The sequence below is a fragment of the Pseudomonas sp. 31 R 17 genome, from assembly GCF_900004915.1.
GTDB lineage: Bacteria > Pseudomonadota > Gammaproteobacteria > Pseudomonadales > Pseudomonadaceae > Aquipseudomonas > Aquipseudomonas orientalis_A.
This window is the reverse complement of record NZ_CVTN01000065.1, coordinates 329,391-345,744: the sequence shown is the minus strand read 5'-3', so window position 1 is coordinate 345,744 and position 16,354 is coordinate 329,391. Positions and strand designations below refer to the sequence as shown.

The 16,354-nt window shown below is 58.7% G+C and carries 16 protein-coding genes; 9 read left to right on the top strand and 7 right to left on the bottom strand.

From position 1 onward, the window contains the following. The first annotated feature begins 74 nt into the window (after window positions 1–74). A complete protein-coding gene (gene fdxA, locus BFP89_RS13725; RefSeq protein ID WP_065886008.1) occupies window positions 75–398 on the top strand; it encodes a ferredoxin FdxA in 324 nt (107 codons plus the stop codon). 462 nt (window positions 399–860) lie between these two features. Here fdxA and apbC read toward each other — a convergent pair whose 3' ends face one another. After that, window positions 861–1,955 (bottom strand): iron-sulfur cluster carrier protein ApbC, encoded by a 1,095-nt coding sequence (gene apbC / locus BFP89_RS13720; protein WP_065886007.1) that lies wholly within the window; start codon window positions 1,953–1,955, stop codon window positions 861–863. A 171-nt stretch (window positions 1,956–2,126) separates the two neighbouring features. On the opposite strand from apbC, the gene metG reads away from it, so the two are divergent. From metG to BFP89_RS13700, 4 genes are all read left to right on the top strand, one after another. Continuing rightward, the gene (gene metG, locus BFP89_RS13715; protein WP_065886006.1) at window positions 2,127–4,178 is read left to right on the top strand and encodes a methionine--tRNA ligase; all 2,052 of its coding nucleotides are present in this window, start codon (window positions 2,127–2,129) and stop codon (window positions 4,176–4,178) included. Between the two features lie 87 nt (window positions 4,179–4,265). Further along, window positions 4,266–5,252, top strand: a complete 987-nt coding sequence (gene rsxB, locus BFP89_RS13710; RefSeq protein WP_065886005.1) for an electron transport complex subunit RsxB — start codon at window positions 4,266–4,268, stop codon at window positions 5,250–5,252. Window positions 5,253–5,321: 69 nt separating this feature from the next. Beyond that, complete coding sequence (nth, locus tag BFP89_RS13705; protein ID WP_065886004.1) at window positions 5,322–5,960, top strand: endonuclease III; 639 nt, start codon at window positions 5,322–5,324, stop codon at window positions 5,958–5,960. A gap of 107 nt (window positions 5,961–6,067) precedes the next feature. Next, entirely contained in the window at window positions 6,068–6,250 is a 183-nt protein-coding gene (locus tag BFP89_RS13700) for a PA3496 family putative envelope integrity protein (protein ID WP_065886003.1), read from the top strand. Between the two features lie 92 nt (window positions 6,251–6,342). On the opposite strand, the gene BFP89_RS13695 is transcribed toward BFP89_RS13700, so the two are convergent. From BFP89_RS13695 to BFP89_RS13685, 3 genes are all read right to left on the bottom strand, one after another. Beyond that, a complete protein-coding gene (locus tag BFP89_RS13695) occupies window positions 6,343–6,975 on the bottom strand; it encodes a response regulator transcription factor (RefSeq protein WP_003188986.1) in 633 nt (210 codons plus the stop codon). A 628-nt stretch (window positions 6,976–7,603) separates the two neighbouring features. After that, on the bottom strand, window positions 7,604–8,821 hold the full coding sequence (locus BFP89_RS13690; protein WP_065886002.1) for an argininosuccinate synthase: 1,218 nt from the start codon (window positions 8,819–8,821) through the stop codon (window positions 7,604–7,606). 129 nt (window positions 8,822–8,950) lie between these two features. Beyond that, the gene (locus BFP89_RS13685) at window positions 8,951–9,859 is read right to left on the bottom strand and encodes a flagellar protein MotY (protein ID WP_065886001.1); all 909 of its coding nucleotides are present in this window, start codon (window positions 9,857–9,859) and stop codon (window positions 8,951–8,953) included. A 156-nt stretch (window positions 9,860–10,015) separates the two neighbouring features. Between BFP89_RS13685 and pyrC the strand changes: the two genes are divergently transcribed. After that, on the top strand, window positions 10,016–11,062 hold the full coding sequence (gene pyrC / locus BFP89_RS13680) for a dihydroorotase (RefSeq protein WP_065886000.1): 1,047 nt from the start codon (window positions 10,016–10,018) through the stop codon (window positions 11,060–11,062). Beyond that, window positions 11,059–11,733 (top strand): ribonuclease T, encoded by a 675-nt coding sequence (rnt, locus tag BFP89_RS13675; RefSeq protein WP_065885999.1) that lies wholly within the window; start codon window positions 11,059–11,061, stop codon window positions 11,731–11,733. The genes pyrC and rnt overlap by 4 nt, the downstream gene beginning before the upstream one ends. A 258-nt stretch (window positions 11,734–11,991) precedes the next feature. On the opposite strand, the gene BFP89_RS13670 is transcribed toward rnt, so the two are convergent. Then, window positions 11,992–12,594 (bottom strand): peroxiredoxin, encoded by a 603-nt coding sequence (locus BFP89_RS13670; protein WP_057724790.1) that lies wholly within the window; start codon window positions 12,592–12,594, stop codon window positions 11,992–11,994. A gap of 244 nt (window positions 12,595–12,838) precedes the next feature. On the opposite strand from BFP89_RS13670, the gene BFP89_RS27490 reads away from it, so the two are divergent. Next, window positions 12,839–13,057 (top strand): bacterioferritin-associated ferredoxin, encoded by a 219-nt coding sequence (locus BFP89_RS27490; protein ID WP_083203330.1) that lies wholly within the window; start codon window positions 12,839–12,841, stop codon window positions 13,055–13,057. Window positions 13,058–13,257: 200 nt separating this feature from the next. Further along, window positions 13,258–13,728, top strand: a complete 471-nt coding sequence (gene bfr, locus BFP89_RS13665) for a bacterioferritin (RefSeq protein ID WP_065885998.1) — start codon at window positions 13,258–13,260, stop codon at window positions 13,726–13,728. Window positions 13,729–13,796: 68 nt separating this feature from the next. On the opposite strand, the gene grxD is transcribed toward bfr, so the two are convergent. Further along, window positions 13,797–14,135, bottom strand: coding sequence for a Grx4 family monothiol glutaredoxin (grxD, locus tag BFP89_RS13660; RefSeq protein WP_027604591.1), 339 nt, complete (start codon window positions 14,133–14,135; stop codon window positions 13,797–13,799). 99 nt (window positions 14,136–14,234) lie between these two features. After that, window positions 14,235–16,343, bottom strand: coding sequence for a molybdopterin oxidoreductase family protein (locus BFP89_RS13655; protein ID WP_065885997.1), 2,109 nt, complete (start codon window positions 16,341–16,343; stop codon window positions 14,235–14,237). Between the last annotated feature and the right edge of the window lie 11 nt (window positions 16,344–16,354).

Genomic DNA, 16,354 nt, shown 5'->3' with positions numbered 1-16,354 from the left:
AGACTATCGCTCCCGAACCTCGCGAGCCCTGCCACACAGGGTTTCGCTGCCGCCGCCTGAGGAGAAAATTAGAAATGACCTTCGTCGTCACCGACAACTGCATCAAGTGCAAGTACACCGACTGCGTAGAAGTGTGTCCGGTGGACTGCTTCTACGAAGGCCCGAACTTCCTGGTCATCCACCCGGACGAGTGCATTGACTGCGCCCTGTGTGAACCAGAATGCCCGGCTAACGCCATCTTCTCTGAAGATGAAGTACCTGCAGGTATGGAAAACTTCATTGAGTTGAATGCCGAGCTGGCGGATATCTGGCCGAACATCACGGAAAGAAAGGATGCTCTGCCCGATGCGGAAGAATGGGATGGCAAACCCGGCAAGATTGCAGACCTCGAACGCTGATAGCAGCGTCGTTGCCCAAAAAAAAGGCCCCTTGCGGGCCTTTTTTGCGTTTTCATGTAGCCGCTTTCACTTTTCTACAGGCGAAAAAAGGGGCGGTATGACCCGCCCACATTTTTTCCCTAGTCCCTTTAATCCTTTTCATCGTCCTGATGAATCGCATCCTGCGACATTCCTTCAAACCACCGTTCCTTGATGGCTGTGCCAATCCGTGGACACAGGGCTGATGTTAGAGCCTCCCAAGATAAGTTCAACGGGATCCAAACGGATCGCGGCCAATCGGCGATGCTCAAGTGAAATTAAATAACTGTTTAATTTCAAACAGTTAGAAATATCGCTCGCAGATTCGAGACGCTCATTCCCGGTAAAAAAACCGAAAACCTACATGACGGTAAGCGAATGCTTACACGACTGATTGGGAAAAGAGCGTCACAAGCCTGTGCGGTACTGTTCCTACATCGGGATTCAGTCGTCGCTGACGGTGATCGTCGGCATCGCGGGACTGCTCGCCTCCTGCAGGACTATCCGCGCGCCCACATGGCGGGCCAGTTCCTGATACACCATGGCAATCTGACCATCGGGCTCGGCAGCCACGGTGGGTTTGCCGCCATCGGCCTGTTCGCGGATAGACATCGACAGCGGCAACGAGGCCAGCAGTTCGACGCCGTATTGAGTCGCCAGCTTCTCGCCACCGCCCTCGCCGAAGAGATGTTCGGCATGGCCACAGTTGGAACAGATGTGCACCGCCATGTTTTCCACCACGCCGAGCACCGGAATGTTGACCTTGCGGAACATCTCCACGCCTTTCTTCGCGTCCAGCAGCGCCAGGTCCTGGGGCGTGGTGACGATCACCGAGCCGGCCACCGGGACTTTCTGCGCCAGGGTCAACTGGATATCGCCGGTACCGGGCGGCATGTCGATCACCAGGTAGTCCAGGTCGCCCCAGGCGGTCTGGGTGACCAATTGCAGCAGCGCCCCGGAAACCATCGGCCCGCGCCAGACCATGGGCGTGTTGTCATCGGTCAGGAACGCCATGGACATCACTTCCACGCCCAGGGACTCGATCGGCACAAACCACTTCTGGTCCTTGACCTTGGGTCGTGTGCCTTCGGCAATGCCGAACATCACACCCTGGCTCGGGCCATAGATATCGGCGTCGAGGATGCCCACGCGGGCACCTTCGCGGGCCAGGGCCAGGGCCAGGTTGGCGGCGGTGGTGGATTTACCCACCCCGCCCTTGCCCGATGCCACGGCGATCACGTTCTTGACGTTGGCCAGGCCAGGGATCTGTGCCTGGGCCTTGTGCGAGGCGATCACACACCGGATGTCGACCTTGGCCGAGCGCACGCCGTCGAGGCCTTCGATGGCCATTTGCAGCATCTGCGCCCAGCCGTTTTTGAACAGGCCGGCGGCGTAGCCCAGCTCCAGCTGGACCGATACGTGGTCAGCCTGCACCTCGATGGCGCGCACACAGCCGGCACTGACCGGGTCCTGGTTCAAATAGGGGTCGGTGTACTGGCGAAGGACGGCTTCCACCGCTGCGCGATTGACGGCGCTCATGGGCAACTCCCGAAAAAGACTGACTGAAACAGGCGGCTATCCTAACCGTTCCAGGCCACCAGCGGCATGCTTTCGCAGGATCGGAAGATGCTGAAACAGCACCACGGGGTGAAATAAATTTCCCGGCGCTTTATAGTGGCCGACCTCCGTTTCATCAAGTAGCCGAGCCCCATGTCCGAGCCACGCAAGATCCTCGTCACCAGCGCCCTGCCCTATGCCAATGGTTCCATCCATCTTGGCCATATGCTTGAGTACATCCAGACCGATATGTGGGTGCGCTTCCAGAAGCATCGCGGCAATCAATGCATTTATGTCTGCGCGGACGACGCCCACGGTTCGGCCATCATGTTGCGCGCCGAAAAGGAAGGCATCACCCCGGAACAATTGATCGCCAATGTGCAGGCTGAACACAGCGCCGACTTTGCCGAGTTCCTGGTGGAGTTCGACAACTTCCATTCGACCCACTCCGATGAAAATCGTGAGCTTTCGAGCCAGATCTACCTGCGGTTGAAAGACGCCGGGCACATTGCCACGCGTTCGATCACCCAGTATTTCGACCCGGAAAAGAAAATGTTCCTGGCCGATCGCTTCATCAAGGGCACCTGCCCGAAATGCGGCACCGACGACCAGTACGGCGACAACTGTGAGAAATGCGGTGCCACCTATGCACCCACCGACCTGAAGAATCCGAAGTCGGCCATCTCCGGCGCTACCCCGGTACTCAAGGATTCCCAGCACTTCTTCTTCAAGCTCCCGGATTTCCAGCAGATGCTGCAAACCTGGACCCGCAGCGGCACCTTGCAGGATGCCGTGGCCAACAAGATCGCCGAATGGCTGGATGCCGGCCTGCAACAGTGGGACATTTCCCGCGATGCGCCGTACTTCGGCTTTGAAATTCCGGGCGAGCCGGGCAAGTACTTCTATGTCTGGCTGGACGCGCCGATCGGCTACATGGCCAGCTTCAAGAACCTTTGCGACCGCACACCGGCGCTGGACTTCGATGCGTTCTGGGGCAAGGATTCCACTGCCGAGCTGTACCACTTCATCGGCAAGGACATCGTCAACTTCCACGCGCTGTTCTGGCCGGCGATGCTCGAAGGTTCGGGCTACCGCAAGCCGACCGGCATTGCCGTGCACGGCTACCTGACGGTGAACGGGCAGAAGATGTCCAAGTCCCGCGGCACCTTCATCAAGGCGCGCACCTACCTGGACCACCTGTCGCCGGAATATTTGCGTTACTACTATGCGTCCAAGCTGGGCCGTGGCGTCGACGACCTCGACCTGAACCTGGAAGACTTCATTCAGAAGGTCAACTCGGACCTGGTCGGCAAAGTGGTCAATATCGCCAGCCGTTGTGCCGGTTTTATCCACAAGGGCAATGCGGGTGTGCTGGTCGCTGAAAACGCCGCGCCGGAACTGACCGATGCCTTCCTGGCCGCCGCGCCGAGCATCGCCGACGCCTATGAAGCCCGCGATTTTGCCCGCGCCATGCGCGAAATCATGGGCCTGGCCGACCGCGCCAACGCCTGGATTGCCGACAAGGCGCCATGGTCGCTGAACAAGCAGGAAGGCAAGGAAGCTGAGGTCCAGGCGATCTGCGCCACGGGCGTCAATCTGTTCCGTCAATTGGTGATCTTCCTCAAGCCGGTGCTGCCGCTGCTGGCCGCCGATGCAGAGGCGTTCCTCAACGTCGCGCCGCTGACCTGGAACGACCACGCCACGCTGCTCGGCAACCATCAGTTGAACGCGTTCAAGCCATTGATGACCCGCATCGACCCGGTGAAAGTCCAGGCCATGACCGACGCTTCCAAAGAAGACCTCGTCGCCAGCCAGACCGATACCGGCTCGACCGCGCCAGCCGATGACAGCGAGTTGGCCAAAGACCCTATTTCCGAGGAAATCGAGTTCGACGCTTTCGCCGCCGTGGACCTGCGGGTTGCACTGATCGTCAAGGCCGAAGCCGTGGAAGGCGCCGACAAGCTGTTGCGCCTGACCCTGGATCTGGGCGGCGAGCAACGCAATGTGTTCTCCGGCATCAAGAGCGCTTACCCCGACCCGTCCAAGCTCGATGGTCGCCTGACCATGATGATCGCCAACCTCAAGCCACGAAAAATGAAATTCGGTATCTCTGAAGGCATGGTGATGGCGGCCGGTCCTGGCGGCGCAGAAATCTATCTGCTCAGCCCGGACAGCGGCGCCAAGCCAGGTCAACGCATCAAGTAACCCCTGCAGGATGCCCCGGCGTTTCGACGCTGGGGCTTTTCAGCCCGCCCATATCGGCGGGCCGGGCGTCAACGCAATGATCAAAGCATGAACCTGATTCAACGTATCGACGCGCTGCTACCGCAGACTCAATGCGGCAAGTGCGGGCACCCGGGCTGCAAGCCTTACGCCGAAGGCATTGCTAACGGCGAGGCGATCAACAAGTGCCCACCCGGAGGCCAGGAAACCATCGCCGGGCTTGCGCAATTGCTGCGCGTGCCGGTGCTGGCCCTGGATACGAGCCGCGGCGATGCGCCGGCCCAGATCGCCTACATCCGTGAGGCTGAATGCATCGGTTGCACCAAATGCATCCAGGCTTGCCCGGTGGACGCCATCATTGGCGCCGCCAAGTTGATGCACACAGTCATCATCGACGAGTGCACGGGTTGCGACCTGTGCGTCGCGCCCTGCCCTGTCGACTGCATCGAGATGCGCCCACTTGCTGAAGTCCTGCCGATTGTGGGCGACCTGGCGCGCAGCGATGACGAGCGGCGCGAACGTGGCCTTAAACGCGACCGGGCACGTCGGCGTTTCGAACAGCGCAACGCACGCCTGCAACGTGAGCAAGCCTGCAAACACGCCGAACGCGTGGCGCGGGCCAAGCGCATTGCGCCCGTGGCAGCGGCATCAGCCGATAGCCATCAGGCCGCTCAGGATGCAGCAATCAAGCAAGCCAAAATCAGTGTCGCCATGAGCCGTGCGCAGTTGCACAAATCCCTGAAGGCGTTTGGTCATCCCCCGACCTTTGAGCAACAGTCGCAATTGATTGTCCTGCAAAGGCAGTTCGAAGCCTCGGAGCAGGCGCTTGCCGCGCTGGAGGTCAACGTCCCGCCACCGCTGCCGACAAGCAAAAGCGCTGAACTCAAGCGCGCGAAGATCCAACTGGCAATGCGCCGGGCCGCATTGAAAAAGGCCCAGGATCAACGGGCTGACGAACAGCAACTGGCAAACTTGAGTGCCGCGCTGGACGCCGCCGAGCAGACGCTGCATGACGCCCAGGCCACTTGCGACGCCAGCGCCAACGGTAACGCCTGACCCACAACCGACGCTGCGCTGTGTATTGCTACAATTAAGTCGATAGCCTGCAAGGAAACGTCCCTCCCTATGAACGCTGCAAAACGCCTGGAAATTTTCCGCAGGTTTCACGAAGACAATCCGGAACCCAAGACCGAATTGGCCTACTCCTCGCCGTTCGAGCTGCTGATCGCCGTGATCCTGTCGGCCCAATCCACGGACGTCGGCGTCAACAAGGCCACGGCCAAGCTGTTTCCGGTGGCCAATACGCCGGAGACGATTTACGCCCTGGGTGTGGAAGGGTTATCGGCGTACATCAAGACCATCGGCTTGTACAACAGCAAGGCCAAGAACGTGATCGAGACGTGCCGCCTGCTCATGGAGCTGCACGCCAGCGAAGTACCGCAAACCCGCGAAGCCCTCGAAGCATTACCCGGCGTGGGCCGCAAGACCGCCAACGTCGTACTCAATACGGCGTTCCGGCAGCTCACCATGGCGGTGGATACGCATATTTTTCGCGTCAGCAACCGTACCGGCATCGCTCGCGGAAAAAATGTGGTGGAGGTCGAGAAACAGCTGATGAAGTTCGTGCCCAAACCCTATCTGCTCGATTCCCATCACTGGCTGATTCTTCACGGGCGCTATGTTTGCCAGGCGCGCAAGCCTCGGTGCGGCAGCTGCCGGATCGAAGATCTATGTGAATACAAGGACAAGACCTACGACGATTGAGGGTTGTCGGGTTTTGCCTATGAATCGATTGAAAAAATCTTTTTTACGCGTCCGTGGTTTATCGCTATAAGGAGCGCCAATGGCAGTCTTAGCCTGGAGTGAACCTTATGAGCACTGGCAAAGAACAACTGGAAGTAGATGACGAACCGGTGGAGCTGGAAGACGATGACGCGCCAGCGCCCGTCCCGGAGGTGGCCAAGACCAATTTGAGCAAACGCCTGATTATCGACAATCTCCTGGAAGAGCGACGCTTGCAAAAACAATTGGCCGATTACGACTTCGACCTCTGACCATCCGACAGCCAGCCGGAAGCCTCCCTGACGGAGGCTTTTTTTGTGCCGGATTTTACAGCGGTGTCAGAAGGGTGAACGCCCCCTCCTCCTCACACCAAGCCATTGCGCTGGGCCAGCTCTATCAGGTCGACGAGTGACCGGGCATTGAGCTTCAGCAGCAGGCGCGTCTTATAGGTGCTCACGGTCTTGTTGCTCAGGAACATACCGTCGGCAATCTCCTTGTTGGTTTTGCCACGGGCCAGCTGTTGCAGCACCATCATCTCCCGCCCCGATAAACGTTCCACCATGTCAGCCTCACTGGCGTTGCCCATGGTGGACCGCACCGAGTTGAGCGCCTGGTTCGGGAAGTAGCTGTAGCCGGAAAGCACCGCCTTGATGGCGCTCAACAACTCGGTCAGGTCCTGTTGCTTGCACACGTAGCCGGCGGCACCGGCCTGCATGCAACGCATGGAAAAATGACCAGGTGCCTGGGACGTCAGCACCAGCACCTTGAACGACACGGCTTGCTTGGTCGAGGCCAGCCGGCAAATAACTTCAAGGCCATCGAGTTTGGGGATTCCAATATCCAATATGACAATATCCGGCATATGTTCCCGCGCAAGTTGCAGCGCATCGACACCGTTATCAGTCTCGGCAACAACCTCATAACCATGACGCTCCATTAGCATGCGCACAGCTAGCCGAATGACGGGATGATCATCCACGATCAGCACTTTATTCATGAGAAAGTCCAATTTCGCTGTTCGAATTATTTAGAGAAAGCACAATAGCCTAGTCGCCTGCTAGTTGGCATAGCGTGCCCCCCCGAGCAACAGCAGGCAGAGACCCAACCCACAACAAGAAAGGAATTAGCCTACAAAAATTCGCCAACTTTAGTGTATTGGGCTTTATGGAACCCTTCAGACCTTTCCCTGCTCGTACATATTTTGAGTGAAATATCCTCATCCCGAGGCCTATGCCGTAAACGTTGCGCACAGCGCTCTCAGGAAATACCCCTTGCTTACCGTTGCGGCTTATACAAAGGGCTGAAAAAACCCCGTCAGCTTCAGTTCCATTTAACATATTTATATACATCCAATTTTCCTACAGAAAATTCCACAAATTACAGATCCTTTGCGCCTATATGAGTGAATTTTCTGTAAGACATGGTTCCTGTCTAGATGTAAAAAACCTTTCCGCAGGAGAGTGGATTTCTGAAGCTGAAAAAATCTCGAAAGACTTGAATAAAACGCTTAAACACATACCAAACATTTTTAAACGTTGCCCACGCCTGATTAATGTTTGTATGGGTATATTCAGGGCAAAAAAAAGCCCCTTGCATAAGGGGCTTTCTCACAACAGGCAAAACACTCAGAACAACTTGCGTCCCTTGTTGGCCGCGATGCGCATGCGCAAGGCGTTCAACTTGATGAAGCCGGCCGCGTCCGCCTGGTTGTAGGCACCGCCATCTTCCTCGAAGGTCGCGATGTTGGCGTCAAACAGTGACTCATCGGACTTGCGACCGGTCACGATCACATTGCCCTTGTACAGCTTCAGGCGCACCACGCCGTTCACGTGGGCCTGGGAGGCGTCGATCATCTGCTGCAGCATCAGGCGCTCAGGGCTCCACCAATAGCCGGTATAGATCAGGCTGGCATACTTGGGCATCAGCTCATCTTTAAGGTGGGCTACCTCACGGTCCAGGGTAATGGACTCGATGGCGCGGTGAGCACGCAACATGATGGTGCCGCCCGGTGTTTCGTAGCAGCCACGGGACTTCATGCCGACGTAGCGGTTCTCGACGATGTCGAGACGACCGATGCCGTGTTCGCCCCCGATGCGGTTCAGGGTCGCCAGCACGGTGGCGGGTGTCATCTCGACACCATCCAGCGCGACGATGTCGCCGTTGCGGTAGGTCAGTTCCAGATACTGCGGCTTGTCTGGAGCATTCTCCGGGGAGACGGTCCATTTCCACATGTCTTCTTCGTGCTCGGTCCAGGTGTCTTCCAGCACGCCGCCTTCATAGGAAATGTGCAGCAAGTTGGCATCCATCGAGTACGGGGACTTCTTCTTGCCGTGACGCTCGATCGGGATCGCGTGCTTTTCAGCGTAATCCATCAGCTTTTCACGGGACAGCAGGTCCCATTCACGCCAGGGCGCAATCACTTTCACGCCGGGCTTGAGGGCGTAGGCGCCCAATTCGAAACGCACCTGGTCGTTGCCCTTGCCGGTGGCGCCATGGGAAATGGCATCGGCGCCGGTTTCGTTGGCGATTTCGATCAGGCGCTTGGCGATCAGCGGACGTGCAATGGAGGTGCCGAGCAGGTACTCGCCTTCATAGACGGTATTGGCGCGAAACATCGGATAAACGAAATCGCGGACGAACTCTTCGCGCAGGTCGTCAATGTAGATCTCTTTCACGCCCATGGCTTGCGCCTTGGCACGTGCAGGTTCGACCTCTTCGCCCTGACCCAGGTCAGCGGTGAATGTCACCACTTCACAGTTATAAGTATCCTGCAGCCACTTGAGGATCACCGAAGTGTCCAGGCCGCCGGAATACGCGAGAACGACCTTGTTTACGTCGGCCATGCCATCACTCCACGGGGTTGTACGGAAAGGCAACGATTCTACCGATCAAAACCGCGAATTTACAGGGGCGCGACAGCAAATGAAGATAAAGCGACAGATTATGTCGAACGAGCGACCGATGACCGCGCCTTACGAGGTCGCAGCAGGGTTGCTCGGAGTTGCGGCCTGGGGTGCCGGTTTCTCGGGCGCCGCCACGCGTTCGAGCTGCACGTTGACCCGACGGTTGCGCGCTCGATTGGCGGCGTTGGTGTTGGGCGCCAAGGGGTAGCTTTCACCATGGAAACGCATCGTGATCTGGGATTCAGGGATGCCGTTGGCCTTGAAGTAGTCCACTACCGCCAAGGCACGGCGTCGTGAGACATCACGGTTGGTCAGGCGGTTGCCGCTGTTATCCGAATGGCCGTTCAGCTCGATATGGTTGACCGTAGGGTCGGCTTTCATGAACGCGACAATGACCGACAGTTTCTTCCGGGCCGCTGCATCCAGTTCGATGCCACCACCGGGGAAACCGACTTCCGTCTGTTTAACCTGATCGTAGTTCATCGGCAACAGCTTGGTAGTACACAACTGATAGTCGTTGTAGGCCTTGGAGAATTTCACCGGCAGCAGGCGAATTTCCGAATAACCGCCTTCGCGTCCGTAGTGCCGCACGGTCGGGCTGCGGCCTTCGAGCAAACCGGTGAACAGACGCCCGGCCTGGGCCTGAGAGCTGTTAAACAGCACATCACCACTGCCGACGCGTACCGCACCGAGGTTGATGTCGCCACGGCCCGGTTGCCAGGGCGCGGCGGCGGCCAGCAACGTGGCGGAGCCGGCACCGAGCGAACCACTGTAGGCTTTCAGGCGAAAGGTCGCCTGCTCGCCCGCCCGGCGCACAAACTCACCCGAGCCGAAATCGGTGATCGGCTGGGTCAGGCGGCACTCGAACTGATCGCCCTCCACTTTCCACTCAATATTCTCCAGGCGTGTCTGGAACGTGAGGGCCATCGCGGGCAGGCTGGCGAACACACTGAGCAGGGCTAGATAATGCTGGCGCACGGGAGGCTCCACTGGTTTCTACAACACTTCAAGGCGTCATACATCGTTAAGGCATACCCAGTGCTATCGGTTGCATCCTGCAAAACTTGATAGCGAGTGCCTGCACGAGTCTTTTCCGGTAGCATTCCCACCAGATTGACCCGCCTGGAATCCCCAATGTCCGACCGCCTGACCCTGCTGCGTCCCGACGACTGGCATATACATCTTCGTGATGGTGCTGTGTTACCCCACACCGTGGCCGATGTCGCGCGCACCTTTGGCCGCGCCATCATCATGCCTAACCTGGTACCTCCGGTGCGTAACGCCGAGCAAGCCGATGCCTATCGCCAGCGTATCCTCGCTGCACGACCGGCCGGCAGCCGCTTCGAACCGCTGATGGTGCTCTATCTCACCGACCGCACCCAGCCTTCGGAGATTCGCGAGGCCAAGGCCAGCGGTTTCGTGCACGCCGCCAAGCTGTACCCGGCCGGCGCGACCACCAACTCCGACTCCGGCGTGACCAGCATCGACAAGATACTGCCGGCCATCGAAGCCATGGCCGATGTGGGCATGCCGCTGTTGATCCACGGTGAAGTCACCCGTGGCGATGTCGACGTGTTCGATCGCGAAAAGATCTTCATCGACGAACATATGCGCCGCGTGGTCGAGTTGTTCCCGACCCTCAAGGTGGTGTTCGAACACATCACCACCGCAGACGCCGTGCAGTTCGTCACCGAGGCTTCGGCCAACGTCGGCGCGACCATCACCGCACACCACCTGTTGTACAACCGCAACCACATGTTGGTGGGCGGTATTCGGCCGCACTTCTATTGCCTGCCGATCCTCAAGCGCAACACCCACCAGGTGGCGTTGCTGGATGCCGCGACCAGCGGCAACCCGAAGTTCTTCCTCGGCACCGATTCCGCGCCCCACGCCCAGCACGCCAAGGAAGCCGCCTGCGGTTGCGCGGGATGCTACACCGCGTTTGCCGCCATCGAGCTGTACGCTGAAGCGTTCGAACAACGCAACGCCCTGGACAAGCTTGAAGGTTTCGCCAGCCTCAACGGCCCGCGCTTCTATGGCCTGCCGGCCAATACCGACCGCATCACCCTGGTTCGTGAAGACTGGACCGCCCCCGCCAGCCTGCCGTTTGGCGAGCTGACCGTTATCCCGCTGCGCGCCGGTGAAACACTGCGCTGGCGCCTGCTGGAGGAAAGCAAGTGAGTGAAGACCATTACGATGAAGACCAGGAACACGGCGGTGGCGGCGGTTCGCGCCACCCGATGGCCGAGCGTTTCCGCGGCTACCTGCCTGTCGTTATCGATGTAGAAACCGGCGGTTTCAATTGCGCCACCGACGCGTTGCTGGAAATTGCCGCGACCACCATCGGCATGGACGAGCAGGGCTTTGTGTACCCGGATCACACCCACTTCTTCCGCGTCGAGCCGTTTGAAGGGGCCAACATCGAAGCAGCGGCCCTGGAGTTCACCGGCATCAAGCTCGATCACCCGCTGCGCATGGCGGTGAGTGAAGAAGCGGCGCTGACCGACATCTTCCGTGGCGTACGCAAGGCGCTGAAGGCCAACGGCTGCAAGCGCGCGATCCTGGTGGGGCACAACAGCAGTTTCGACCTGGGCTTCCTGAACGCCGCCGTGGCGCGGCTGGACATGAAACGCAACCCGTTTCATCCGTTCTCCAGTTTCGACACCGCCACGCTCGCCGGCCTGGCCTATGGCCAGACCGTGCTGGCGAAAGCCTGCCAGGCCGCCGGCATCGACTTTGACGGCCGCGAAGCTCATTCGGCGCGCTACGACACCGAAAAGACCGCCGAGCTGTTCTGCGGCATCGTCAATCGCTGGAAACAGATGGGTGGCTGGGAAGACTTCAGCGACTGAGACTCGTCCCGCCAGGTCTATAGGAGCGAGCTTGCTCGCGAAAAACGTCAACGATAACGCGTGCTTGCTGAATGAACACGGTGCCTGTGAGGTTTTCGCGAGCAAGCTCGCTCCTACATGGGTTTAGGGCTTGCGGCGTTTCAGTGACGTATTTATGGGCTGATACAGCGCAATCACGCGCAAGTCGAATCGTCGCACCGCCCCGCCCATAAAAAAACCGGCCCTCACAGGCCGGTTTTTTTCTACCTTGAATCCGGCTTACAGCTTGCCGGCGTTCTCGGTCAGGTAAGCCGCCACACCTTCGGTGGAAGCGGTCATGCCTTTGTCGCCTTTTTTCCAGTTGGCAGGGCAGACTTCGCCGTGCTCTTCGTGGAACTGCAGCGCGTCGACCAGGCGAATCAGCTCTTCCATGTTACGGCCCAGCGGCAGGTCGTTGATGATCTGCGAACGCACAACGCCCTTGTCGTCGATCAGGAACGCGCCACGGAAAGCCACACCGCCTTCGGACTCTACGTCGTAGGCCTTGGCGATATCGTGCTTCATATCGGCAGCCATGGTGTATTTGACTTTACCGATGCCGCCATCGTTGATGGCCGTGTTGCGCCAGGCATTGTGGGTGAAGTGGGAGTCGATGGAAACGGCGACCACTTCAACGTTGCGTGCCTTGAAATCGTCCATGCGGTGATCCAGAGCAATCAGCTCGGATGGGCAGACGAAGGTGAAGTCCAGCGGGTAGAAGAACACCAGGCCGTATTTGCCTTTGATGGCTTCAGACAGTTTGAAGCTGTCTACGATTTCGCCATTGCCGAGGACGGCAGGTACGTCGAAATCCGGGGCTTGTTTGCCGACGAGTACGCTCATTGGATATCTCCTGATGAAGGGGTGACGATTGAAGTAACAGGACCAGCGTCGAGTCTGCCGTGTATTGGCGACAGACCTGTGACGCGGTCACGCTTCGTGAAGATCGACCATCATACACCGAAAAAACCGTTCGTCAGCGCGCAGGCAATACCCAAGGGACAGTCGACGAAACTACTTTGACAATCATTCTCGTTAACATTAAGATCCATCGCACTTAAGCCCTAAACCCGCGACGGTTCTCCTTATGTATGTGTGCCTCTGTACTGGCGTCACCGACGGACAAATCCGCGAAGCAATCTATGAAGGTTGCTGCAGCTACAAGGAAGTGCGTGAAACCACCGGCGTTGCCAGCCAGTGTGGAAAATGCGCATGCCTCGCCAAGCAAGTGGTGCGGGAAACCCTTACGCAGTTGCAGACAGCTCAGGCTGCGGCACCGTATTCAGTAGAATTTACACACGCTTAAATAGGCGTGTTTTAAAGAACCGGACCCTGGGTCCGGTTTTTTTATGCCTGCAATTCAATTAGTTAGCGTCAAGACGCGGAACACAAACATTCTTATTCCGATTAATTTTCATTTATTATTCAATAACTTAGGTTTGACACCGGGATTGTCGCCGCTCAAACTCCGCCCATACACAGCTATTACAGGGCAGGACCCCAGTCATGAAAGGCGACATCTCAGTCATCCAGCAACTCAACAAAATCCTTGCCAATGAACTGGTCGCGATCAATCAGTACTTTCTGCATGCACGCATGTACGACGATTGGGGCCTGGAAAAGCTCGGCAAGCGCGAATACAAAGAATCGATCAAGGCCATGAAGGACGCCGATGCGCTGATCAAACGTATCCTGTTCCTGGAAGGCCTGCCGAATGTGCAGGACCTGGGCAAGCTGAATATCGGCGAGCACACCCAGGAAATGATCAGCAGCGACCTGGGCTTTGAACGCAAGAGCCACAGCGACCTCAAGGCCGCCATCGCTCACTGCGAAGCCACGGGCGACTATGGCAGCCGCGAATTGCTGGAAGATATCCTTGAAGACCAGGAAGAACACATCGACTGGCTGGAAACCCAACTGGGCCTGATCGACAGAGTCAGCCTGGAAAACTACCTGCAATCGCAGATGGGCGAATAACCCCAAGCGTTCAGGTACAAAAAAGCCCCGCTCTCTCACGAGAAGCGGGGCTTTTTATTGCAAGCCAATCAAGCGTCGGTCTTGGCTGCCGCGTTTGCTGCTGCGTCTTTGATCAGCGCCTGCAACGAGCCATCAGCTGCCATTTCAGTGATGATGTCGCTACCGCCGACCAGTTCACCGGCTACCCACAGCTGCGGGAACGTCGGCCAGTTGGCGTACTTTGGCAGGTTCGCGCGGATTTCAGGGTTTTGCAGGATATCCACGTAAGCGAACTTCTCGCCACACTGCATCACAGCCTGGGAAGCCTTCGCGGAAAAACCGCACTGGGGAGCGTTTGGCGCGCCTTTCATGTAAAGCAGAATGGTGTTGTTGGCAATCTGCTCTTTGATCGTTTCGATGATATCCATGGAACACCTCTGCAGGAACTTTGCGACTCACGGGTCGGCACGGTGGCGCATTGTAACGCAAAAAACCTGCAGGATGCTCGGGCGCGCCGACAGCCAACCTCAAGCAGCCGAAACGTTCACCGGTACGCCGTTGAGCGCCGCATTGCCCGACAGCTCGTCCAATTGCCGCTCGTCGGTCAAGTCGTTGGCACTCGCCCCGGGCTGGCCGCTGGCGATGCTCATCTGCACACCCGGGCGCCCGTGCCCCCAGCCGTGGGGCAGGCTGACCACGCCAGGCATCATATCGGTGCTGGCCACCACCTCGATTTCGACCATGCCGATGCGCGAACTGACCCGCACCCGCTGACCGTCGCTCAATTGCCGACTGGCAAGGTCGTCGGGGTGCATCAGCAGTTGATGGCGCGGCTTGCCCTTCACCAGCCGGTGATAGTTATGCATCCAGGAATTGTTACTGCGCACATGGCGACGGCCAATCAGCAGCAGTTCGTCAGCCACCGGTTGCGGTTGCGCGGCAAAGCGCGCCAGGTCAGCCAGGATCACAGCCGGCGCCGCCTGCACCTTGCCGTCGACGGTTTTCAGCCGCTCGGCCAGGTTGGGCTTGAGCGGCCCCAAGTCCACGCCATGGGGATGATCGGCCAGCATCGCCACTGACAGCTTGTGCGCAGAGGCATCGCCGTAAGTCCCGGCGCGCAGTCCAAAGTCGATCATCTGCGCGGGCGGCATCGTCGGTTTGAGCACCACGCCGGTATGCGCCGCAAACGCCTTGGCCAGGCCGACGAAAATTTCCCAGTCGTGCAGCGCACCGTCAGGCTTGGGCAGGATCGCGCGGTTGAAGCGCGTGACATTGCGCACCGCGAACATATTGAAAGTGGTGTCGTAGTGATCGTTCTCCAATGCCGATGTGGACGGCAGGATCAGGTCGGCATAGCGCGTGGTCTCGTTGATGTAGAGATCGACGCTGACCATGAACTCCAACCCCTCCAGCGCCTGCTCCAACTGACGGCCGTTGGGCGTCGACAATACCGGGTTGCCGGCCACCGTCACCAGGGCGCGGATTTGCCCTTCACCTTCGGTGAGCATTTCCTCGGCCAAGGCAGACACCGGCAGCTCGCCGCCGTATTCAGGTCGCCCGGATACGCGGCTTTGCCAGCGGTTGAAATGCCCGCCTCCGGTCGACGCCACCAGGTCCACCGCCGGCGTGGTACACAAGGCGCCGCCCACGCGATCCAGATTGCCGGTGACCAGATTGATCAACTGCACCAGCCAATGACACAGCGTGCCGAATGCCTGGGTCGAGACGCCCATACGCCCATAACACACAGCCTTGTCCGCTGCGGCGAAGTCACGCGCCAACTGGCGGATCTGCTCGGCAGGCACCGCGCACTGACGGCTCATGGCCTCGGCGGTAAACCCGGCGATCGCCTGGCGCACGCTTTGAAGCCCCTCAACCGGCAAATGGCTGTCGCGGGTCAACCCTTCTGCAAACAGCGTGTTGAGCAGCCCGAACAACAAAGCGGCATCGCCGCCGGGGCGCACGAACAGATGCTGATCGGCAATCGCCGCCGTTTCACTGCGTCGCGGGTCGACGACCACCACTTTTCCGCCCCGGGCCTGAATCGCCTTGAGACGTTTCTCAACATCGGGCACGGTCATGATGCTGCCATTGGAGGCGAGCGGGTTACCGCCCAGGATCAGCATGAAGTCGGTGTGGTCAATGTCCGGAATGGGCAGCAACAGGCCATGGCCGTACATCAGGTGACTGGAGAGGTGATGGGGCAGTTGGTCCACCGAGGTTGCGGAGTACCGGTTACGAGTCTTCAGCAGGCCAAGAAAGTAGTTGCTGTGGGTCATCAGCCCGTAGTTGTGCACGCTGGGGTTGCCTTGATACACGGCTACCGCATTCTGCCCATGCCTGGCCTGGATGCCCGCAAGGCGTTCGGCGACCAGCGCAAACGCGTCTTCCCACGGGATCGGTTGCCACTCGCTGCCCACGCGCAACATGGGCTGGTGCAGGCGGTCCGGATCATTCTGGATATCCTGCAATGCCACGGCTTTGGGACAGATGTGCCCGCGACTGAAGGTGTCCAGCGGGTCACCCTTGATTGAGGTGATCGACAGGCCGCCGTCGTCGTCTCGGGTGGTTTCCAGAGTCAGGCCGCAGATGGCTTCGCACAGGTGGCAGGCACGGTGATGGAGAGTCTTGGTCATGGCCAGTCTCT